Raw genomic sequence first — 21,567 nt, 5'->3', positions numbered from 1 at the left:
TCTTTAAGATATCGCGGGACACGAGGCGATCCTATTGTGCAAGTTTCCCTAACGGCAAGGGTTTGATTCACAACAGTCTCCTGGATTTTCATCAAAGCCTGAGCCCGAATGCCCTCTGGCTTTTTCAGTCAACTCTCAAGCAATAAATCTCAGAATGGATATAACGGCAGCGGTTTTATACAACAAAGAGGGATACCACACCGGAGGCAAAAAACTTCTGGGGCGTCATTCAGCCGGAGAAGGGTTTCTCAAAAGCTTAGTCCAACACGGAACCGCCGACTCTCTCTACTGTTGCGCCGATAGCGAAACAACCTTTAAGGAGTTTTGTTCGCACATCCAACCTTGGCTGCAAAAACCTCGGAAAGTTCGCTGGATTCCGATGGAACGACCGGATTTGCTATCTCAACCGGGCACAATTTACCGACCCGATCCGGTTCTGTCGCAGATGGTGTGGGCGCGCAGATTTGTCGATCAGCGGGCCTACAGCGTTTGTGGCGTTACTCACACGATCGGTACACAATACATCATGGAGGCGATCGGCGATTTGATAACCGCACCCATGCAGCCTTGGGACGCCCTGATCTGCACCTCTGCAGCCGTGAAAACAGCAGTAGAAGGAGTTATGACGGAGTGGTCTGAATATTTAGCCCAGCGCAACGGCGGTAAACCGGAAATTTTGGTCAAATTCCCCGTTATTCCCCTCGGAGTCGATTGCAGCGCGTTTCCGCAGGGTGTGGAAGCAGTTAATAGTCGCCACCAAATACGGCAAGAACTCGGCATTTCTCCCGAAGATATAGTTGTGTTATTTGTCGGTCGATTGACTTTTTCTGCAAAAGCTCATCCGGTACCCATGTACATCGCCCTAGAACGGGCCGCACAACAGACAAAAGCCAAAATCCACTTAATTCAAGCCGGTTGGATAGAAGATCCGAGAGAAAAACCCGACTTTAAAAATAGCGCACAAATATTTTGTCCCTCCGTGAATGCTATTTTTTTAGATGGGAGACAGCCGGAAATTAGAATAAATATTTGGTCGGCGGCCGACATTTTCATTTCGCTGTCCGACAACATTCAAGAATCCTTCGGACTGACGCCAATTGAAGCTATGGCGAACGGACTCCCGGCCCTAGTCTCCGATTGGAACGGATACAAAGAATCTGTACGCCACGAAATAGACGGCTTCCGCATTCCCACACTCATCCCGCCCCCGGAATCTTGTTTAGATTTAGCCTTAAATTATCTTGACGGCAGCTTAAATTGGCCGACTTACATGGGTCACACCTCCCTCGCCACAGCAGTTGACATTGATGCTTGCACCCGCGCGTTGTGCCAATTAATTGAAAACCCAGAAGTGAGAAAGCGGATGGGGGAAAATGCCAGACAAAGGGCGAGGGAAATTTATGATTGGAAAGTAGTAATTGCTGCTTACGAACAATTGTGGCGGGAATTAGCAGAAATTCGCCAGGGGGCATCGGAGTCCGCACCTTTAAAACCTGGGAAGCCGCCTTATCCCCTAGGCGACGATCCGTTTCGGGTATTGGGTAATTATGCGACTAGAAGTTTAAGCAATGAGATGATACTGAGTCTGGGGGCGATCACCACACCAGAACTTTTAAAGCAGGTACAGACAATTAGGTTTACCAGTTTTGGTGAAGATAGGAGAATATCTGTTAACATTCAGATGGAGATATTGGATACAATTAAGCAGGAAGGTGCGATCAGCGTGGGGGAAGTTATCCGACGCTACGTTAAAAACGAGCAAGAATTAGCATACCTATATCGGACGATGCTCTATCTGGTGAAATTTGGTATCTTAGTTATTAGTCATTAATCAATGTAGGGTGCACACTGGACACAGACAAACCCAATAATAAGCGCGCTAAAAACGACTTGTCGCGTAATTTATAAATAATATTGAACGCGAACTCAAGAATAATTTTTCCTTCTTCATCCCTCTTCCTAAAAAAATATATGCTGAGAAAATCTGCACTCTTAGAGATAATTGCTGGTAAGAATCGCGGTTTGCTGGCGACTCCCAGCGACAAACAAGCAATTTTAAGTGCGATCGCCCAATTGGAAGATTACAACCCCACATCACGCCCTGTCGAAGCCGGAGAGCTTTTAAATGGTGATTGGCGGTTATTGTATACCACCAGCCGCGAACTGCTGAATCTCGACAGTTTTCCCTTGGTAAAATTGGGTCAAATTTATCAATCTATCCGCGTCAAAGAATCTAAAATTTACAACATTGGCGAACTTTATGGCTTGCCTTATTTGGAAGGAATTGTCAGTGTAGCAGCGAGATTTGAGCCAACTTCCGAACGGCGAGTGCAGGTGAAGTTTGAGCGGTCTATAGTAGGTTTAAGCAGGTTGATTGGCTATGAATTTCCGGGGAAGTTTATCGATGAGATTGAGTCGGGGAAAAAGTTCGCGGCTGTAGATTTCGGGCTGGATACTCGCGAACAGCAGGGATGGCTTGATATCACTTATTTGGATAAAGATTTGCGGATTGGACGGGGGAATAAAGACAGTGTTTTTGTCTTGACAAAAGAGTGATTTTGTGATGTGTGATTAAGTGCGATCGCCCCTTAACTCATTCTCAATTTATCTTTCTTTCATCCGCGTTTATCCGCGTTCATCTGCGGTTAAAAATCAAAAATATATCACTTATGCAAACGATTCAACACTTACTAAAACCCTCAAATCCATAGCCGATACAAGCTTCAGATAGGATAACCGTTAAAACTTAGCGTTAAGAATTGACAATTGACAATTCTTGTGATATGTGCTTGAATTTTAATGGAAAAGGCGTTAGTACATTCCCGCCAAGAAACTTACTAACGCCTTTTGTGTACTCCTTACGAATACAACACGATTATGCCACAAAACGGTTATCAACAGGGATTCGCAGCGAATCCTAGTGCGATCGCGTACCAAAAACGCCTTTACCCTTGGGCGATCGCCAAACTCATGCCCAGTATGCAGCGGGCGATTGTGGGGCGATTTCGCAGTCGATCGGATGCTGACGGACACTTGCTGTGTCTGCGTCAACTGATGCCTCAAACAACGCTTGTCGTAGTCTTTGACTTGCAACCAGACTTAGAAGTACCAATTGCGGCGCCCACAGCAATTCGATAAGCACAAGGATCTGATCCCCCCCTTAAAAAAGGGGGGCTATAAAAATTGACAAATACCAATTACCACGACAGATAAATATCAACCTAAGTTAGGATAATTTTATCCTCAATTTGCTTTTAAATCATGACTTCTACAACTGCCAAATTCATCGTGTCTCAAGTGGGAGAAATTCCCCAATGGCAAGCCGCGACATGGGAAGATTATGTAGCAGCCTGCGAAGATCCATCTTTGGAGAAAGCCAGAATATTTTTTTATGAAGGATATCTTTGGATAGACATGGGTAATGAAGGGCCTCAGCACGCCAGATTTAACGATCTGTTTACTATCATATTTTTCGTGTGGTTTACTACCAAAATAGGACAAACTTTTGATTCTCTCAGCGGTTGTGTAATTGAGAAACCTAAAGTGGGAGCGGGTGCCCCAGATAAAGTTTTATACATCGGCGGAGATTTCCACCAATGGCAAAAAGGGAAACCCCGCCGAATTAATCTGAATCAGTCGCGAGTTCCCGATTTAGTCGGGGAGATAGCCGATACTACTTTGGCCAGCGATTTAGATGAAAAAAAGCGGTTGTATGCTGCTTTGGGAATTCCTGAGTATTGGGTAGTAGATATTAAGGGCGAGAGAGTTTTGGCATTTCGCTTGCAGGAAAACGGGAAATATCAAGAATGCGAAATTTCCGGTGCGCTTGAGGGATTGCCAATTGCTTTGCTGTCGGATACTCTGAAACTTTTGGGTGAGGGAAATGGGACGGCGGCGATGTGGTTTGCTCAACAAATTGGGAAGTTGTAGAGAAGTGGGCGAAAAGTGCGATCGAGCGTAGCTATCCCGTAGGCAATCGCCCTTAATGCTTCTAAATCTTGTACGCAATTATCGCTTAAATAGAACCCTCAAGGGCATAAACAGTTACACATTTTTAGAATAAATCTATATAATCAAGTTAAGTGACTTGAGAAAATGTATGACAACAACTGTAGTAGACATCGGGACTTTAATTATCCGCAATCCCAACCTTCGAGGCGGCCGTCCGATTATTGCTGAAACTGGTACTTCTGTCCGCCGCATCGCCGTTTTGTACAAGCAGGGTAACAGTGCGGAAGAAATTGCTAGGCTGATGACTCACTTATCGATCGCACAAGTTTATGCAGCTTTAACGTATTATCATGCTAATCGAGAAGAGATTGATACAGATTTAGCTGAGGAACAAGAAGCTTACGAACAGTTAGCAGAGTTACACTACAAAAACCTCAAGACAAATTCATGAGCATTATTCTACTGCTGCTAGACGAAGATGCGATGAATTCGGCTCTGCTAGATGCTCTACGCCTGCGGAGTGTTGATGTTATTTCTGTGGCAGAAATAGGAATGCTGTCTCGCAGCGATGAAGAAATTTTGTATTGGGCTCATGAAAATCATCGAGTAACCTCTAGTTTTAATACTAGGGATTTTTATCGATTGCATACTAATTTTAGCACGCAAGGGGAAGAACATATGGGGATAATCTTGGGACAGCAGAATTATTCAGTTGGGGAACAATTGCGTCGCTTGCTAAAAATTATAGCTAGTAAATCCGCAGAGGAAATGTACAATCAAGTCGAGTTTTTAAGTGCTTGGGGTGAAGGATAAGCGATCGCACTTGGAAAAAAGTGCGATTCCCTACGGGATAGCTACGCTCGCGCGTACTCTCCTCTAAAAACGCGATCAAAATTATCGGCGTCCATCTCCGTCCATCTGCCTCAATCTGCGGTCAAAAAAAGATTAATAGCCTCGCTTACCAGCCCAAAAAATATAAAATCTAAAATCATAAAAAAATGCTCCGACTCTCCCAAACCCAACTCAAAATTCTCGAAGAATGCCCCCGCAAATTCCAACACAGCTACCTCGAACTACTCGCCACCACCGCATCCCCAGAACACAAAGAAAAACTCACATGGGGAAGCCACTTTCACCTATTAATGCAGCAGCGAGAACTCGGACTTCCCATTGAATTCATCATCCAACAAGACCCCGAACTGGGACGCTGTGTAGCAGCATTTATCAACACAGCACCCGAACTTTTCGCCAATTCAGAAAATAGCGATAGAATTTTCCGCCAAGCCGAACACCCCCGCACCCTAATTTTCCAAGACTACCTATTCACCGTTATCTATGACTTGCTAATAGCCGAACCAAACGCCGCCCAAATTCTCGACTGGAAAACCTATCCCCGCCCTCAAAAATCAAAATGGATAGCCGAAAGTTGGCAAACTCGCCTCTATTTATACGTCTTAGTAGAAACCAGCGACTATTCCCCCGAACAAGTTTCTATGACATACTGGTTCGTACAATTGCAAGGAGAAGAACCGCCGCAAAAACTCACGTTTTATTACAACCAAACAGAACACGATCGCACCAAACAAGATTTAACCCACCTATTACAGCAGCTAACCGACTGGCGACAGCGCTATACCGAAGGCGGCGAATTCTTACCCCAAGTAGAAATTAGTTCCAATCTTTGCGATTCCTGTCAATTTGCCACTCGCTGCAACCGCACAACAGACACAAAAACTCCCTCAGCAGATCTTCTCGCAGAAACTCCCACAGATTGGCTACCAAATCTTGCTATAATCGACGAAATATTTATTTAATATATAAACAAGCCCCCATATTTTACTCGTTACTAGGCTCTGCCTCCAATTTTCCCGATCGTAAGTGAGGCAGAGCCTCTGGAAATGGGTTCCCAGGCAGAGCCTGGGAACCAGTTACCAGTTACTCGGTTTAAGTTTTATTTAACATACAAACAAGCCCCTAGATTCATCTGTGGTCACAATCTAAAATCTAAAATCTAAAATCTAAAATCGAATGACAGAACTACTTCAAAATTTACCAACTCAACCCCTATCCGAACCCCCAGATTGGCTGCTCCAAGCTGTCAGAAACCATGCACCCGAACTACCCGGAAACTATGCCGCTACACTTCTGTGGTATAGAGGAATTCACAACCCCGAACAAATACCCGGTTTCTTAAATCCCCAACTTTACCAACCAGCAAGTCCCTTTGAATTCGGGCTAGAAATGAACTGGGCGATAGAAAGAATCCAGCAAGCACGAAACAGCGGCGAAAAAGTCGCTATTTGGGGAGATTTCGACGCCGACGGCATTACCTCAACCTCCGTACTTTGGGACGGACTGGGAGAATTTTTTGCTCAAAACGACCAACTAACTTATTACATTCCCAACCGCTTAACCGAATCTCACGGACTCAATATCCCAGGAATAGATGCCTTAGCAAAAGCGGGAATTAGCTTAATTATTACCTGCGATACGGGCAGTACAAACATCGCCGAAATCGAATACGCCACCAGCTTAAACATCGATACAATTGTCACCGACCATCATACATTACCTGAAGCTCGCCCGCCAGCTACAGCCATTATCAATCCCCGCTACTTCCCCCCAAACCACCAATTATTTAACCTTTCAGGAGTTGGAGTAGCTTACAAATTAGTTGAAGCACTATATCACACATTACCGGATATTCCGCAGCGCCCGATCGCAGATTTATTAGAATTAGTAGCGATCGGCTTAATTGCCGATTTAGTCCAACTCACAGGAGACTGCCGCTACCTAGCACAACTCGGAATCGAACAACTGCAAAAACAACTCACAAATCCCACCCGCCCAGGAGTTGCAAAATTGCTCGAACTGTGCAAAAGATCGGGCGATCGCCCAACCGACATTTCCTTCGGGCTCGGCCCCCGAATCAACGCCGTCAGCCGCATTCAAGGTGACGCTAGCTTCTGCGTAGAACTCCTCACCAGCCGCGACAAAAAACGCTGCGAAGAACTAGCAAATTTAACCGAAATTGCCAACTCCCGGCGCAAATCTTTACAAAAAGATGTTGCCAAAGATGCCGCCACCAAATTAGCCAAACTCGACCTCTCAACTACTAGCGTCATCGTCCTCAGCGACCCTCAATGGCCCGTAGGAGTATTAGGATTAGTAGCGGGACAAATCGCCCAAGAATATGGCCGGCCCGTGATTTTATTCAGCACAGAAGGAAGTGAACAAATTAATAAAAATTCCCCGGAAACGCAATTTACATCCTTATTAGATTCAGAATCACCAACACTTTCCCCATCCAAAATTGCCAGGGGTTCCGCCCGTTCCGCCAATCAAATTGACCTTTACCAATTAGTCAAAGACCAAGCGCATTTATTGCACAGATTTGGTGGTCATCCCTTCGCCGCCGGATTAAGTCTCGCAGTTGAAAATATCCCCCTATTTACCGATGCGGTAAATCAGCAACTGCGACAACAATACAGTACCGATAGTTTAACAGCCGCCCCCGTTCAAGCCGACCTAAAAATTACTGTCTCCGAGTTAGGCAAAGACTTATTTCAAGAACTAAAATTGCTCGAACCGTGCGGTATGGGCAACCCCGCACCCAAATTGCTGATTGAAAACTGCTGGTTTGACAATCTCTGGAATCAAAAAATTAAGGATTTGAAAGGGGAAAAAATAGAATATATCAAAACAGAATTTATAATTAGGGATGAATCGATCGATACGGGATTTCCCGGCATTTGGTGGGGACACAATCAAAACGAAGTTCCCCAAGGCCGCTGCGATGTTACGGTAGAACTCGATTTTAATACTTACAAATCGCGGTATGAAGTGCGTCTCGTAGCAGTGCGGGAACGCACGGAAGACAGCCAAATAAATTCTCAGACTAAAATAGATTGGATCGTAGACTGGCGCAATAGAAATAACGATGAAGAGTTGTTAGCTGCTAGCACAAACTTAGAATCTCCAATGCCGATCAACAATCTAGTTTACAATTCCGAAAAGGTCGATCGCGAAAACTCGATCGTCCTCGAAGAATGCCCCGCAAGCTGGGACGAACTGCGGATCTGGTTTCGGCAAGCACAGCACACTCAGAAAAAACTCGCGATCGCCTATACTTTACCTCCACTCGTACCCCCACAGCAAATCTGCCAACAGCTAATCGGCATCGCCAAATACCTCAGCCGCACCAACAAACCCGTCACCAGACAACAACTCCGCCAAAAACTAGGTATCAGCGACACATCGCTGCAACTAGGGTTCAAAACCCTAACATATCTCGGTTTTAAAATCAATTATCGCGATCGAGCTTTCCACATCACCAGACAACCCGAAACCGCACAGCGTCAAGACGCGCCCGATCAAATCCCCAAACCCTTATTAGATAGCCAATCCCTTCAATTCTCAGTGCCAAATTCCCCGATTGCTGCCCGTTTTGCAGCGCAATTCCTAGCAGCCGTCTCCGAAGAACAATTCCGGCGGAAATATTTCTGTGAAGTACCCCTTTCGACCATTTTGTCGATCGCGCGAGAAACCGTTTTCCAAGAAGATTCTATAGCAATTCCCTTCTAACTGAGATATTGCACCATTGTTAAGAACGGAATCTCCGGCCCGTTCCACTCATGAGATAACTTTGCTTATGGGTTACACACGCTGTTACCACTGGTGGGGCTGGCTTTTGGTCTCCTGAAGCGAGAGAAATTTTTGTCGGTCTCGCTTAAGAGGTCTATTCCTGACACGGAGGCAACATCTCAGTTCTAAGAAATATCTTAGTTCTGAATTCATCCCGATAAAATAAGGCATAGGGCAATGCGAGTTATCCGTTGCGAGTCAGGCCCAAAACTCATAACTCCTAACTCACAGCCCAAAACCCAAAACTCCCCACCGCCAAACTCGCTCGCCCATCTCTCATTTAAAACCCCTATGCTTCTGTGTCCCCGCTGCCAATTTGAAAATCCCAATCCAAACAAGTTTTGTCAACAGTGCGGAAATTCCCTAATTTACAAACCTTGCCACGAATGCGGTGCCCAAGTCGCTTTTAGCGCCAAAGAATGTCAGAATTGTGGCGTCGCAACAGGTCAAGTGTGGCGGGCCATTATCTGCGGTCGATCGAATTTTCCAGCAGTCGAGCCAGACGAGTCAACCCTACCCCCAGCCGAGTTTCCGCAAAAACCAGAGATGGTTCCAGAAATCGCATCGCCCCAAAACTCTCCTGAACCAATCACAGACGCCATTAAAACGGAAATCACCACCCCACCCGAACCCCAAACAGCAGTCGCACCAACTTCTCCACAGACCGAAGCCGCCGAATTCAGCAGCGCAGAAATAGACGCTGTGGTAGCCGTGGGGGCGATCGCACCAGCCTCCTTGCAAACAACAGAAAAAAGCTCTACTACAGCACCAGAGCGCGAAATAACCCCATCTGAACACAATTTTACAACCGCACCACAGCCTCAACAAATCCAGGAAGCAACCGAGAACCCCCACAGCCCAAACATAGCTGACACCTCCCCTCCATCTCCAGAAGTCCCCATCCCCAATTCAGAATATTTAATCCCTTCCCAGCCAGCCGGAGCTTATTTAGACACTCAGCAGCGCTACCAACTCCTAGAAACCGTGCCGCCGAGAAAACGCTCAGACACAGTAGAAGTAACAGTATTGGACTGTCAGCCACTGGAAATGTCACCCCTCAAAGCCATGCTAGCAGCCAACTCTGCCAGCGTCGCCAGACGAACATCCCCCTATACCGCAGCAATCAAAGGCGGAGAAAATTCAACCAATCCCGCCTTAGCAGAGCTTTGCCAAGGCATAGCTGAACCTTACCTGGCACTCCGGTGGCAATTCTCTCAAAACCTGCCAGTCATTCACGATAGCTGGTCAGACAACGAACAGGCAGTCCTGCTCCTAGAAGACTGCTCCCAATGGCCGCTGCTGGTAGAACGGTGGAATCAGCCCGAAACTTCCATCCAGCAAATTTTATACTGGCTGCACGAAATGACAGAACTGTGGGCTGCCCTAGAACCCTGGCGCTGTCGGCAAAGCTTGTTGGAACTGACAAATTTGCGAGTCAACCCCGACTCTTCCTTTTCCTTGGCTTCTTTGCGGCTGCAATACCTCTATCCCGAACCCGCCGGCTCAAACCTGCAATTGGTAGATTTGGGGCAATTGTGGCAGGTGATATTTAGCCAGTCCGATCATCGCACTCAGTTTGGCGCCTTGCTCGAACTGCTGCAACAAATGTACAGAGGCGAGATTAACACAATCGAAGAATTGCGATCGCGCCTAGAAACAGTTCCCCTCGAACTCCAGCCCGCACCTTCACCAAGCTCAACCCCGACACACAGGCATTACCGCAGTCCCGACGAGTCGCCCCCCGAGGTGGGCGAGGTCTTAACCCAGCCCATGCCACTTCAGATTTACAGCTTAGAAGACGCAGGTCTCACCGATGTTGGCCGCACGCGCGACCACAACGAAGACTTCTTCAGCATCTGGACTCAGCTCAACAAACTCGAAAGCTCCTTCGGTCGCATTTTTCAAACCAAAGGGCTTTACATTCTCTGCGACGGCATGGGCGGACACGACAGCGGAGAAGTAGCCAGCCAACTAGCGGCTGAAACCCTCAGAGAATTCTTTCAAACCCGTTGGGAAAATCAACTACCTCCGGCAGACACCATTCGCGAGGGAGTGCTGCTAGCCAACAAAGCCATCTTTGAAATCAATCAAAAGGACGGACGCTCCGGCAGCGCCCGCATGGGCACAACTCTAGTCGCAGTCTTAGTTCAAGACACCCACTTCGCCGTTGCCCACGTCGGCGACAGCCGCCTCTACCGACTGAGAAAGGGACAAACCCTAGAAAAAATCACCTCAGACCACGAAGTCGGGCAGCGCGAAATTAAGCGCGGAGTTGACCCGGAAACTGCTTATGCTCGTCCCGACGCCTATCAACTAACTCAAGCCCTCGGCCCGCGAGACAGTAATTTTCTCAAGCCTGACGTGCAGTTTTTAGACTTGTGCGAAGATACCTTATTAATTTTGGCTTCCGACGGCCTGACAGATAATGATTTGTTGGAAAGTCACTGGCAGAACACTCTCGAACCCCTGTTCAATCCCCAAGCTGATCTCGACCAGGGAGTTACCCAGTTGATTGAACTCGGTAACAAACGCAACGGTCACGACAATATCACGGCAATTATCATTCGGGCGCAGGTAGGCGCATTTCGATTTTAGAATGTGGATGCTGCCAACTTTTTCAAAGGTGGCGTCTTTCCTACGTGACGCCCTGGGCTAAACCTGCAATTCTTGCAGAGAAAAAAACAGCTTCTGCCGTTTCCGGGCAAGGCTTTACTGCTCGCTCTGTTCTTAGCTATCTGGTGTTAAAACAGCTTCGGTTTGAGTGATCAAAAACTGATTACAGACCCATACTATTGCAGACAAGCTGTAGAGTACCAACCATTTATCCGTAGCTTTAATTTTGAGACTCTGTTCAGGGAATCTACCGGAAAAAGTTGCTTGAGAGTAAGTGGATTCATCATAGTTGAAAGAGCTTTTACTTACAAAAATAGTTGGTCTAATGAAAAAAAATCCACTAAAATGAAGTGAGTCCGCAGGCTGGCTAATGCGAAATCTGTTTTATACTCGATCGCTATCGGGGCAACGTGGGAAGTGTCTGCTCTACATATATATGTGGGGCTGACATCACAATCTGCTGCTACATCAAATTTACGTAAAAGTTTAGCGATTGTTTACCTAGTTTTTGTTGTTGCAATTTTTAAATTGATAGACTGTGTTTTAAGGAGCGATCGACTCCTCAGAATTTTTACGAATAATTGTTCCCCAAAAACTATTGATCACTTATTGTTTATGAAATCTTTAATCATAATCAGGATATTATAAAGTTTTCCTGAAAAAAACGTCTGAAGCTCATAATTAATTTTTAATTTCTAATTTTTTAAAGCCCTACGCCCCAAATCTGTAAATTTCCGCCAACTCTCACTGCCACATCAGGGAGTTCAACCACATCAATCGAAAATGCTGCTGACTCTTTTAGATCCAGAAAAACAGACCCCCCTGCAACAGTGGAGTTTCGAGAGCGAATCCATTATTCGCATCGGCCGCTCTCCAGACAATCACGTTGTGATCCCCAATGCTCTAGTGTCGCGGCAACATCTGGAATTGCAAAGAGTTAATAACGGGAGATCCAGTCAGTGGTACTTAGTCAATTCGGGGACAAATGGCACTTTGGTAAACGGTATTCTCATGTCTCAGGGTTGGATATCCGACGGTGCCCTGATCCAGTTGGCACGAGGCGGCCCTATTCTGCATTTCCAAGTTATTAATATTGAACTTGGCGGCAAAATTGAGGCGAACCCCACTGTCAATCTCGCGACCCCGAGGTGTACCCATGCGGGAAACCCGCCGGGGAATTTATTCTGCATCCACTGCGGCGAACCGATTAAAGTCGATCGCACGGTGCGTCACTACCAAGTGCTGCGAACTTTGGGCCAAGGCGGTATGGGGACAACGACTTTAGCCTGGGATCGAGATAAAGCGAAAGCTCAACAACCCGGAATTTCCCCCGCTGCTTCTCTGGTAGTCCTCAAGGAAATGAATGCTGATATGGCTCAAATCGCCAAAGCTCAAGAACTGTTTGAACGTGAAGCTAAAACTCTCAAAGCCCTCCACCATCCGGGAATTCCTCAGTTTTTTGACTTTTTTGTGGAAGGGGGTAAAAAATACTTGGTGATGGAAATGCTCCACGGCGAGGATTTAGAAAAACGCATCTATAACCGCGGGCCAGTTGCTCCCCAACAAGCAATAGAGTGGATGATCCAAACCTGTGAGGTTTTGGACTACATTCACTCTCAAAAACCCCCGATCGTCCACCGGGATATTAAACCAGCTAATTTGCTGGTGCGCCACCGCGACAATTGCATTACAGTGCTGGATTTTGGAGCCGTTAAAGAAATCGGCACTCCACCAGGGACTCGCATCGGCGTTGAAGGCTACACCGCACCAGAACAAGACCGGGGACAGCCTCTCCCTCAGTCGGATTTATATGCCATTGGGCCTACTTTGATTTTTTTGCTGACGGCCCAAAGCCCTCAAAACTTTTACGGGAAAATAGCTGGAGGTTACGGGTTTAAGATCGAAAATATTCCGACGATCGCCCCCAAGCTGCGGGACACCATTTTGCGAACCACGGCAGCTAAGCCTGGGGATCGTTTTCAAACTGCTCAACAATTAGCTCGAGCTTTAGCAGCTTCCCTTTAAATAGAAGTCAGAATTCAAAACTCAAAAGCCAAAAGTCAGAATTGATTAGGAAGAGGGAAGAGGGAAGAATTTAGCAACAGAAATTTATGAAAGAAAATTTACCGATCGCCTCGAAATTTCTCTCCGACACCCCAGTCCTCCGTCTTCTCTGTTATTCTTCGTCCCAAGCTTCTACAGCTATCAACTCGCTCACGGGGTCTTGCATAGAAAAATCAAACTCTAGCAATTGCTGTTTCCAGTACGGCCATTCGTCGCCGTAAAGCAGAGCAATTTTCCAAATACTGTCTGTCGGTTTGATAATGTCAGACGTGACAAGAGAATGCACCTGACGCTGGAACTTAACCATCGGCTGTATAACCTTCTGGCTCATAATACCTCTTGAATTGTTTAAATTTTGTGAATTACCACTTCCGATCTCACACTTTTTACCGCAGTTTCGCCAAGAACAGTCTCGCCAAGATACGTGTAGATTTTTGTCGGGAAGCTACATATTCAACTTGTATCTTAACACAGTTCGTTTTGACAAGGGCCTATAAGCAGGACTGAAGAGTCAAGACCGACTTCAAAGAATTAATCATCTTTAAAATGTCCCGCTATATGCTGTCGATCGACAGTGGGAGGTTTGCCACCTCGATTGTTTCCACATAGTGGCAGATGCAAGAGCTGCGTTCGGCTTGTTCTTGACAAGGCTGAGTTTGGGTAGGAGAAACTGCAACTACTGCGCTTTCGCTGCTACAGCGTAATTTCCGCTTTCCTGCGGGTAAACCACACCTGTTTCACCTTCGACGCTGGGTTCGCTGTGAGAGTGGGATGTGAACTACATAAACTGATTATAGCTCTACTCACCGCAAAAGCGATCAAAAATTGTTGGATACTGTTGATCGCCACCCCTAAATGTCGATCGAACATTCAAAGGCGACAGCAGGGCGGGCGTACAAGCAAGTTCCCAACCCATCGTCCGTCCTGATTGAGTCAATCTAAAATCTAAAATCTCAAATCTAAAATTGTATGACTTGGACAAGGCGACACATTCTCACTCTGGCTGATTTTACCTCGGACGAATACGATACGGTGCTGCAAACTGCAGCCAGTTTTCGGGATGTGCTCGGCCGCCGCACGAAGAAAGTGCCGGCCCTGCAGGGTCAAGTGGTCGCGAATTTGTTTTTTGAACCTTCTACCCGGACTCGCAATAGTTTTGAGTTGGCGGCGAAGCGGCTGTCAGCGGATACGCTGAATTTTACCCCTGGAAGTTCTTCTCTAACGAAGGGGGAGACTATTCTGGATACGGCTAAGACTTATCTGGCGATGGGAACGGATTTGATGGTAATCCGGCACGAACAAGCTGGAGTTCCGAGCACAATTGCTTCGGAAATGGATCGCTTGGGTTCGAGAGTCAGCGTTCTCAATGCTGGAGACGGCCAGCACGAACACCCATCGCAAGGTTTGCTAGACTTATTTACTATTTGTGCTCTGTTAGATACCGAACGTCCGCGGCTGGAACTTTTAGCGGGTAAAAAAATTGCTGTGGTGGGGGATATCTTACATTCGCGGGTGGCTAGGTCTAATATTTGGAGTCTAACGGCTTCTGGGGCAGAGGTTCATTTGGCCGGGCCGCCAACTTTGCTACCGCTGTTGTTTGCTGAGTGTGGCGATGGTAGGGAAGGCAAATTATTTTTGCATTGGCAGCTTGAACCGGCTTTGGCCGATGCTGATTTTGTGATGACTTTGCGGCTGCAAAAGGAACGGATGAGCGACCATTTGCTGCCGAGTTTACGAGAGTACCATTCTTTGTACGGGATTACGCGCGATCGGCTCAAACTCTGCAAGCCGGATGTGAAGGTGTTGCACCCTGGCCCAGTTAACCGTGGCGTGGAAATTAGTTCGGATTTGATGGACGATGCCCAGTTTAGCCTGATATCTCAGCAAGTTACCAGCGGCGTGGCGGTGCGGATGGCATTACTTTATCTAATCGGCGGCGGTAAAGTTTAGGCTGTTAGTTGTTAGTCATGAATTTCGGATATTTGATTATTTTCACTCTCCATCGCCTCTTTACAAGAATCGTTACCCGGTCTGACCGGGTAACGATTAAAACTCTTTCTAGAAATGTAAAGTGATCTAGTTAAGAGTTAGGAGAGCCAGGACGCAGATACCCAGCCGCCACCTTTGAGTTGGGCCCAGCCATTTTTGTAACGACCGGTCAATTTGATGTGGTCTCCATAATATAACTTGCCGATTACACCAGAACAGCTACTGGGGCGGTGGCGGATATTCAGTCGGCCGCCATTGGTGACAACTTTGGCGTAGCTGTGATGGCTGTGATGGGCGCGATGGCCACACTTGCGGTAGCAACCTGCAGCCTGGGCTTCGCCACCGACACTCAGAACAGATAGAGCTACTGCCATACCTGCAACGCCTATCCATGCAGAATTAGGAATTTTCAAGCCCAGTTGGTCTAACGACTTGACCTGGAGTTCGGACTCTGGAGATTCATAAGCAACAAAAGAGTGGCTCAATGCTAGTGCTTCCATAGTTTCCTCGTGATTGTTGTTAACCTTTCTTGGTGCAGACTCAGGTCAAAACCTCAATTAACAGCCCAAATTATTAACTTATGTTTCATAAAAGCCACAAAAGGGCGTTAAGGTCTTGCTTTTGCCGAGTATTGGCTAATGTTCCTGAACTCTGCACAGGTATATCATGTCATTTATGTAGCTTTCCGGAACAAAAAAATAAATAAAGTTTACATCTGCTGCTAAAAATTTTGCCGACGCGGATTAGAACTCCGGGCAGAATTAAACTTAACTGTGTCATTAAAAAGGGAACGAAGTTATCGATTGGGGTTGGGAATTGCTTGTACTGAGTTGCGAATGACACTACTTGTTTTGCTACTTATTTATTGAATTGCTACAGCAAGATGGGCAGTTAATTCGATCGAACAAGCATCCGGCTCGTCTTCAAGCACAATCTTAATTTGCTTCGGGTCAGTCATAGTGTAGCCGATCGCACTCGTGCAGAAGTTCGGGGCGATGGCGCCGGGCCCTCGGCAGTGCTACAAGATGGGTCTCAAGATTAGTCGCCCTATGTCCCCGACAAGAATGTAAGACAAATCCATCGCGACTTGATTTGTGTCAAGATCAATTAACTTCTCCAGCACCACTTCTTTCGCAATGAACTCCTTCGCTACACTTTCGATCGGCACAATTCCTCAACGCCATGAATCAGACAGCTTCGCCATTACCTTAGCGCCGTTGTCTGTAGAGGAAATATACGCTTTGGCAGATGACCCCGCGAACGGAGCCGTGGTAATGATGAGCGGTACAGTCCGCAACCAAACTGACGGTCAAGCAGTAATTTCCCTAGAATATCAAGCCTACGAACCGATGGCAGTGCGAGTATTCCAGGAAATTGCTACTGAAATCCGCCGCCAGTGGGCCGAGGTCAATCGGGTCGCTATTCACCACCGTGTCGGACACTTGCAGGTGGGCGAAATCAGCGTAGTGGTGGCTGTTGGCTGCCCCCACCGGGACTCAGCCTTTGCAGCTTGCCAGTACGCCATAGATACGCTCAAACACAATGTACCGATTTGGAAAAAGGAACATTGGGCTGACGGTTCTAGCAGTTGGGTTAGTATTGGAGCGTGCGAGGTTGTCGGGCATTAGTCAAGGGATTTAAGATTTGAGATTTCAGATTGGAGATTGCAGAGGGGAACTTGTTACGAGCCCCTAACGTCAAAAAGTGTGGAATGTTCGATGAGCCAATTCCACCGATGAGCGACTTTATTTCCGTGTCCTGGTCTGCGGTTGTGGCGACCGTTCAAAGAGTGCAATTGCCAGCCGAAAAACTCTCTAATTATGACTTGGTGTTGCGGTGTCAGGAAGGAAATCGACCTGAGACCACGGCCTTTTCAGAACTGTTGAAGCGGTATCAGTCCCACGTAGACAGGGTTCTCTATCACTTGGCCCCTGACTGGCAAGACCGAGCAGACTTGGCTCAGGAAGTGTGGATTCGGGTCTACCGAAATATTAACCGTTTGCAAGAGCCTGTTAAATTTCGGGGCTGGCTGAGCCGCATCGCCACTAATTTGTTTTACGATGAGTTGCGGAAGCGCAAACGGGTGCGAACTCCGCTGTCGCTGGACGTACCCCGTACTCTGGAAGATGGCGAGGTTGATTGGGAAATTCCGGCAGACAGTCCGGGGCCTGATGAAGATTTGACAACTAGAGAATTTTACGACCAGTTGCGGGTGGCGATCGCAGATTTGCCTGAAGTATTCCGCACGACAATTATTTTAAGAGAAATTGAAGGTTTAGCCTATGAGGAAATAGCCGAAATGACGGGAGTTTCTCTGGGAACTGTCAAGTCGAGAATTGCTAGAGCTCGCCAAAGATTGCAGTTGGAATTGCAAAAGTATCTCGATGGTAATTAACAAGAGTAATTTCAGAGGTGGGTTAAGAAGATTTGGTGATGTTTGCTGTGACATCAAAACTTCTCTTTTAAAATATAAATAAGCAGTAAATCATTCTAATAGCGAGTGCGTGATTCCCCAATTAGAGCAAGTCTGAAATTATGAATAATAACTTTGAATCGGATAAAAATCAGAATCAGCAAGGTGTTGGGGATTCACTCGCTGAAACTCAAGTTAACAACAATTATGCCCAGGGCAATGTAACTACTATGATGCGCGATCGCTTTGAATTGCTAAGTGCCTACCTAGACGGTGAAGTGACGGCGACAGAACGCCGGCAAGTTGAGGAGTGGCTGACAAATGACCCCACTACGAGGCGTTTGTACTCGCGACTGCTGATGATGCAGCAGAGTTTTCAGGCAATGCCGGTACCTGCTGCGGAACAATCTGCCGAGGAGTTGGCGACGAAGGTTTTGCAGCGGGTGGAACGCAAGCCGAAACAAACTTGGATTTTGGGTGGAGGTGCGATCGCAGCTTTGTTGGTTGCGGTGGTGTCCGGTATCGGTGGCGATCGCCAATTGTTTGCTCCTCAGTTTGCTCGATCGCCCGTTCCTGCTGAATCTGACGGTTTGATTATGGCTTTAAACGAGCCTCTGGTGGAGATGGTTAATCCCAACGATTTGATGCTTGGGGTGAATGCACCGATCATGGATATTCCCAAAGTTGGTGTAGCAACCCCTCAAAAGTCATTGCCAAAGGCGCAGTAGAATTTCTGTTTTGATCAATAACGCCAGTTGCTAAGCTCCCTAAAAAAGGGGGCTTTTGCCGTTTTTCCCAGTTTTTCAAGGTGGATAGATCCTTTGACACTTCCCTGGCTTTGAATGACGAATTGTGGGGCGATCGCATCTTGATATCGGAGTAGGTAGCGAGTGGAATTAGACCGGGCGAGCGCACTTGTCATCGGTTTTTTGCAGATTTGCGATCGGCAACAGCAATGTTCCTTCAATTTCCTGCCGCACAGCAGGAGATACGTTACAACCGCTATTGAGGCAACATACCAGCAATTTATTAGCATTGTAATACTTCCTCAGCAATGACTTCTCCTCTTCGCTGAACTGCCAAACGCGACCCAGATCGCGATACAAAATCATCATTTGTCTTAATCGCTTATCCCAAGCCTGACCGTTATCTTGCCACCATTTTGCAAATATCTCTTTGTCACTTTTTGGATCGGGCAGTTGTTGCAAAAGTTCTTGTATCGCTTGCCTTTGTTCAGGCTTAAGGGAAGGTACAAGGTGGCAGTCAAGAACAAGGTCAAGGTTAGGGACGAGGGTACGTTCAATGGTAAGGCGGATGTAACCAAGAGTAGGCTCAAGCGCATCCTTAAGGACGGTATTCAGGGCAAGGTCAAGAGCACCTTCAAGCGCAAGGTTAAGAACCTGTTCCAGAGCTTGTCCCACAACTTTTTTCAGATAAGGGTCAAGAGAAAGGGCAAAGCCACAGTCAAGGAGGGGATATTCAAGGGTAAAGTAAAATGCTCTAACTGCCGCAGGTTTGTAGGGAAAATCAACAGAAAGGGATTTTTTGTTGACCCAGAGTAGGAATTGCTGTAACTGCTCATCGTCAGCGACGAGTGCATCAACTTGCTGTTTTATTAACAGCAATAAGTCATCAGCTTTTTCCAACATCCCAATTGCTAACAACAAGACTTCTCGCCAACGCTTCTCGGTTAGGTGGCTGACCAGTTTTTCCAAAACTTGTGGATCGGAATTGTTAACTATTTCTATAGCAGTGAAATACTCTTGAAATGTTAGATGAGAAAACGAATAAATCCCTCTTGCCCTCTCCACTAATAATCCATGTTGTGTCTCGATCGCCTTCAGGACAACCTCACTATCCATTTCTAAATGAACGCGGTCAGTTGTGGCATCGGGTAAGTTAGCCAGATAGTCGGCAATCAATTCCTGAACAGTATTTTTTTCAAAAAAATAATCGCCATGCTCAAAAGTAATAGCGGCCACAAAAGCAAGTAAATGTTGTTTGCGGGAATAATTCAAATCTCGATAAACTTCATCCCGTTGAATGCCTCTAGTTTCATCCCATTTTCTGAGCATAATTTCCATTCCTTCCTCATACAACTTGGCTCGGTTGGATGGAAAATCTGCTTTGGCTTGGAATACCAAACAAGTCAGATTAAGCAAAATTGGCGTTACTGCTAGTTCTCGAATTTGCTGATTTTTTTGCAGTGTCAGCGTCTCTATAAATTGAGAGGCTAAAGCTTTCCCTGCCTCAAGATTCTGGGAAAATGCTGCAAACCAATTTTTAGCAAAGGCAGCGGTTTGCTCGCAAGTAAAATCCGCTACCTCAACACAGGTAAAGGCTTCGTCGTGAAATCGGTACTTAGCAGCGGCAATTCGACAGGTAATAATAAACTGATTGTTGTAATACTTTTGGACAAACTGACGAATCTGTCTGACGACTGCATCGCTATCAGATTCGGGCAATTCATCTAAGCCGTCCAATAAAATCAAACCTCGGCCTTGACTAAGTACAGATTCAGTTTGCGATCGCGCCTCAACTCCGCAACTGGCAAATTCGTCGCTGATATATTCTAATAAGTCAAGATTAGCGATTTCAGCAAAGGTTTTCAGAGAGATAAAAATCGGTATTTTGTGTGCTTCAAATTCTGAGCGATCGCACTGAATGGCAATGTGTTTCAAAAAAGTAGTTTTACCGGAACCAGGTTTGCCGAGTACCATCAGTTTAGAGTGATATTTCACCGCATCCAATCCTGATACTCGTTTCTGGCGTACTTTGCCTAAACCCAAGCGGTTAAAGTTATCTGCATCTGGGTTGAAGTCTCTCAGTAAGTCGCTAATTTCTCCCGGCTGCCAACTGGTAATTTCCTCCAAAATGTTGACTTCAACGTAGAGGTTGCTGACATCAACGGGCTGTGCAATATCTAACAGTTGCATTTTGCTGTAAAGCTGTTGGATTTTGCTGTGGCATTTTTGCCGTATCTCTTCCACTACCGCATCAATAGGCTGTTGGCAACAATCTCTAACCTTCCCAACCCTCCCTTGGTAAGAGGGGGCTACAGGAGGACGATCGACAATTTCTTCCCAATTCAACTGTAAAACCGTACAAAAAGCCTTGAAAGCATTAGCTTTAATGGGTTCTCTTCCTGCTAAAAAGCGCCTCCAAGTTGGCAGCGACAGGCCATCGGCATAGGGGCCGGCCTCTGTCCAAGTTCGATCGGGTTCTAATTTTTGACTAGCTTCTACTAACCATTTGGGGTCTTCTATTGTCGAGCCCCTTTCTCTTCTCGCTTGCTTAATTTTTACTAATCCCTCCTCAGAGGCTTTGAGGGTCGTCATTATATAATTTACTTCTCTAATTGTCAATGTCAATTTTAGATCAGTTTAGCGATCGCAAACTGAGTTTGTCAAGACCCCAGCAACAAAGAGAAAATGATCCTGACAACAACTGCAGGGCATACGGGAAAAGTCAGCCATAAATCAGGCAAAATTAACCTTGCAGAATGCAATTCTGTTGTGTCTCTAAAAATTACCTATTAAATAATGAGAAAGGATAGCAACATGAGAAATAGTATAAATGATCTTCCCTCCTGTGGAATAGGCATAAAACTTATTAGCAAAATTGCCGATAAGCTAAGCTATACACGCACTTCTGACGAGCGAAACTGTCTATTAATTGTGAAATATTTTCATCCAGGTATAATACCACCCCAACCTCCGCCTCAATCTGGTTATTTAAAGCGGGTAGTTGATTTGTGGAATGCCTTTATTTTGGGGTGGCAAAAGCAACGAAATTACCAATCTTGTCAAACTTATAACTGTAGTTTAGACTAAAAAATCAGTGCAGCTAAAAGTAGCAGCCTTTTAGCAGAAGGCAAGCTGTTGCTCAAAAAC

General features: G+C 46.2%; 17 protein-coding genes. 14 read left to right on the top strand and 3 right to left on the bottom strand.

The features are described 5' to 3' along the window. Nucleotides 1–154: 154 nt before the first annotated feature. The 10 genes from Q5691_RS10695 (at nucleotide 155) to Q5691_RS10650 (ending at nucleotide 13,233) form a co-directional block, all read left to right on the top strand. Nucleotides 155–1,831, top strand: a complete 1,677-nt coding sequence (locus tag Q5691_RS10695; RefSeq protein ID WP_333344797.1) for a glycosyltransferase family 4 protein — start codon at nucleotides 155–157, stop codon at nucleotides 1,829–1,831. 140 nt (nucleotides 1,832–1,971) lie between these two features. After that, complete coding sequence (locus Q5691_RS10690) at nucleotides 1,972–2,556, top strand: PAP/fibrillin family protein (RefSeq protein ID WP_333211432.1); 585 nt, start codon at nucleotides 1,972–1,974, stop codon at nucleotides 2,554–2,556. 321 nt (nucleotides 2,557–2,877) lie between these two features. Then, nucleotides 2,878–3,138 (top strand): hypothetical protein, encoded by a 261-nt coding sequence (locus Q5691_RS10685; protein ID WP_333211430.1) that lies wholly within the window; start codon nucleotides 2,878–2,880, stop codon nucleotides 3,136–3,138. A 123-nt stretch (nucleotides 3,139–3,261) separates the two neighbouring features. Beyond that, entirely contained in the window at nucleotides 3,262–3,930 is a 669-nt protein-coding gene (locus Q5691_RS10680; protein WP_333307856.1) for a Uma2 family endonuclease, read from the top strand. A gap of 169 nt (nucleotides 3,931–4,099) precedes the next feature. Further along, nucleotides 4,100–4,402, top strand: a complete 303-nt coding sequence (locus tag Q5691_RS10675) for a DUF433 domain-containing protein (RefSeq protein ID WP_333211427.1) — start codon at nucleotides 4,100–4,102, stop codon at nucleotides 4,400–4,402. Continuing rightward, nucleotides 4,399–4,764, top strand: coding sequence for a DUF5615 family PIN-like protein (locus Q5691_RS10670; protein WP_333307858.1), 366 nt, complete (start codon nucleotides 4,399–4,401; stop codon nucleotides 4,762–4,764). The genes Q5691_RS10675 and Q5691_RS10670 overlap by 4 nt, the downstream gene beginning before the upstream one ends. A gap of 185 nt (nucleotides 4,765–4,949) precedes the next feature. Next, nucleotides 4,950–5,765: a PD-(D/E)XK nuclease family protein gene (locus Q5691_RS10665; protein WP_333307860.1), complete on the top strand. Its 816-nt coding sequence runs from the start codon at nucleotides 4,950–4,952 to the stop codon at nucleotides 5,763–5,765. A 214-nt stretch (nucleotides 5,766–5,979) separates the two neighbouring features. Then, nucleotides 5,980–8,535 carry a DHH family phosphoesterase gene (locus tag Q5691_RS10660; protein ID WP_333344795.1) on the top strand — a complete coding sequence of 852 codons (2,556 nt, stop codon included), beginning with the start codon at nucleotides 5,980–5,982 and terminating at the stop codon, nucleotides 8,533–8,535. Between the two features lie 351 nt (nucleotides 8,536–8,886). Next, nucleotides 8,887–11,190 carry a serine/threonine phosphatase gene (locus Q5691_RS10655; protein WP_333307863.1) on the top strand — a complete coding sequence of 768 codons (2,304 nt, stop codon included), beginning with the start codon at nucleotides 8,887–8,889 and terminating at the stop codon, nucleotides 11,188–11,190. Nucleotides 11,191–11,991: 801 nt separating this feature from the next. After that, entirely contained in the window at nucleotides 11,992–13,233 is a 1,242-nt protein-coding gene (locus tag Q5691_RS10650; RefSeq protein ID WP_333214738.1) for a protein kinase domain-containing protein, read from the top strand. 151 nt (nucleotides 13,234–13,384) lie between these two features. Here the strand turns inward: Q5691_RS10650 and Q5691_RS10645 are convergent, their stop codons facing one another. Continuing rightward, on the bottom strand, nucleotides 13,385–13,603 hold the full coding sequence (locus Q5691_RS10645) for a DUF4327 family protein (protein ID WP_193973492.1): 219 nt from the start codon (nucleotides 13,601–13,603) through the stop codon (nucleotides 13,385–13,387). Nucleotides 13,604–14,241: 638 nt separating this feature from the next. On the opposite strand from Q5691_RS10645, the gene Q5691_RS10640 reads away from it, so the two are divergent. Continuing rightward, a complete protein-coding gene (locus Q5691_RS10640; RefSeq protein ID WP_333214740.1) occupies nucleotides 14,242–15,222 on the top strand; it encodes an aspartate carbamoyltransferase catalytic subunit in 981 nt (326 codons plus the stop codon). 137 nt (nucleotides 15,223–15,359) lie between these two features. Here Q5691_RS10640 and Q5691_RS10635 read toward each other — a convergent pair whose 3' ends face one another. Continuing rightward, complete coding sequence (locus Q5691_RS10635; RefSeq protein ID WP_333228709.1) at nucleotides 15,360–15,761, bottom strand: SH3 domain-containing protein; 402 nt, start codon at nucleotides 15,759–15,761, stop codon at nucleotides 15,360–15,362. Between the two features lie 636 nt (nucleotides 15,762–16,397). Here Q5691_RS10635 and Q5691_RS10630 point away from each other — a divergent pair. The 3 genes from Q5691_RS10630 to Q5691_RS10620 all read left to right on the top strand — a co-directional run bounded on the left by Q5691_RS10630 (nucleotide 16,398) and on the right by Q5691_RS10620 (nucleotide 18,402). Continuing rightward, nucleotides 16,398–16,889, top strand: coding sequence for a molybdenum cofactor biosynthesis protein MoaE (locus Q5691_RS10630; RefSeq protein WP_333214744.1), 492 nt, complete (start codon nucleotides 16,398–16,400; stop codon nucleotides 16,887–16,889). Between the two features lie 107 nt (nucleotides 16,890–16,996). Further along, nucleotides 16,997–17,656, top strand: coding sequence for a sigma-70 family RNA polymerase sigma factor (locus tag Q5691_RS10625; RefSeq protein ID WP_333214787.1), 660 nt, complete (start codon nucleotides 16,997–16,999; stop codon nucleotides 17,654–17,656). A gap of 140 nt (nucleotides 17,657–17,796) precedes the next feature. After that, nucleotides 17,797–18,402, top strand: a complete 606-nt coding sequence (locus tag Q5691_RS10620) for a zf-HC2 domain-containing protein (protein WP_333214746.1) — start codon at nucleotides 17,797–17,799, stop codon at nucleotides 18,400–18,402. A 168-nt stretch (nucleotides 18,403–18,570) separates the two neighbouring features. Here the strand turns inward: Q5691_RS10620 and Q5691_RS10615 are convergent, their stop codons facing one another. Further along, nucleotides 18,571–21,012 (bottom strand): NACHT domain-containing NTPase, encoded by a 2,442-nt coding sequence (locus Q5691_RS10615; RefSeq protein WP_333344793.1) that lies wholly within the window; start codon nucleotides 21,010–21,012, stop codon nucleotides 18,571–18,573. Between the last annotated feature and the right edge of the window lie 555 nt (nucleotides 21,013–21,567).

The organism is Microcoleus sp. w1-18aA5 (genome assembly GCF_036701705.1).
Taxonomy (GTDB): Bacteria; Cyanobacteriota; Cyanobacteriia; order Cyanobacteriales; family Microcoleaceae; genus Microcoleus.
The sequence above is the reverse complement of the archived record's forward strand: the minus strand, read 5'-3'. Positions and strand labels throughout refer to the sequence as shown.

Coding starts and splice junctions, on each gene's coding strand:
- Q5691_RS10695 (WP_333344797.1), top strand. CDS start 155: ATGGATATAACGGCAGCGGTTTTATACAACAAAGAGGGATACCACACC.
- Q5691_RS10690 (WP_333211432.1), top strand. CDS start 1,972: ATGCTGAGAAAATCTGCACTCTTAGAGATAATTGCTGGTAAGAATCGC.
- Q5691_RS10685 (WP_333211430.1), top strand. CDS start 2,878: ATGCCACAAAACGGTTATCAACAGGGATTCGCAGCGAATCCTAGTGCG.
- Q5691_RS10680 (WP_333307856.1), top strand. CDS start 3,262: ATGACTTCTACAACTGCCAAATTCATCGTGTCTCAAGTGGGAGAAATT.
- Q5691_RS10675 (WP_333211427.1), top strand. CDS start 4,100: ATGACAACAACTGTAGTAGACATCGGGACTTTAATTATCCGCAATCCC.
- Q5691_RS10670 (WP_333307858.1), top strand. CDS start 4,399: ATGAGCATTATTCTACTGCTGCTAGACGAAGATGCGATGAATTCGGCT.
- Q5691_RS10665 (WP_333307860.1), top strand. CDS start 4,950: ATGCTCCGACTCTCCCAAACCCAACTCAAAATTCTCGAAGAATGCCCC.
- Q5691_RS10660 (WP_333344795.1), top strand. CDS start 5,980: ATGACAGAACTACTTCAAAATTTACCAACTCAACCCCTATCCGAACCC.
- Q5691_RS10655 (WP_333307863.1), top strand. CDS start 8,887: ATGCTTCTGTGTCCCCGCTGCCAATTTGAAAATCCCAATCCAAACAAG.
- Q5691_RS10650 (WP_333214738.1), top strand. CDS start 11,992: ATGCTGCTGACTCTTTTAGATCCAGAAAAACAGACCCCCCTGCAACAG.
- Q5691_RS10645 (WP_193973492.1), bottom strand. CDS start 13,603: ATGAGCCAGAAGGTTATACAGCCGATGGTTAAGTTCCAGCGTCAGGTG.
- Q5691_RS10640 (WP_333214740.1), top strand. CDS start 14,242: ATGACTTGGACAAGGCGACACATTCTCACTCTGGCTGATTTTACCTCG.
- Q5691_RS10635 (WP_333228709.1), bottom strand. CDS start 15,761: ATGGAAGCACTAGCATTGAGCCACTCTTTTGTTGCTTATGAATCTCCA.
- Q5691_RS10630 (WP_333214744.1), top strand. CDS start 16,398: ATGAACTCCTTCGCTACACTTTCGATCGGCACAATTCCTCAACGCCAT.
- Q5691_RS10625 (WP_333214787.1), top strand. CDS start 16,997: ATGAGCGACTTTATTTCCGTGTCCTGGTCTGCGGTTGTGGCGACCGTT.
- Q5691_RS10620 (WP_333214746.1), top strand. CDS start 17,797: ATGAATAATAACTTTGAATCGGATAAAAATCAGAATCAGCAAGGTGTT.
- Q5691_RS10615 (WP_333344793.1), bottom strand. CDS start 21,012: ATGACGACCCTCAAAGCCTCTGAGGAGGGATTAGTAAAAATTAAGCAA.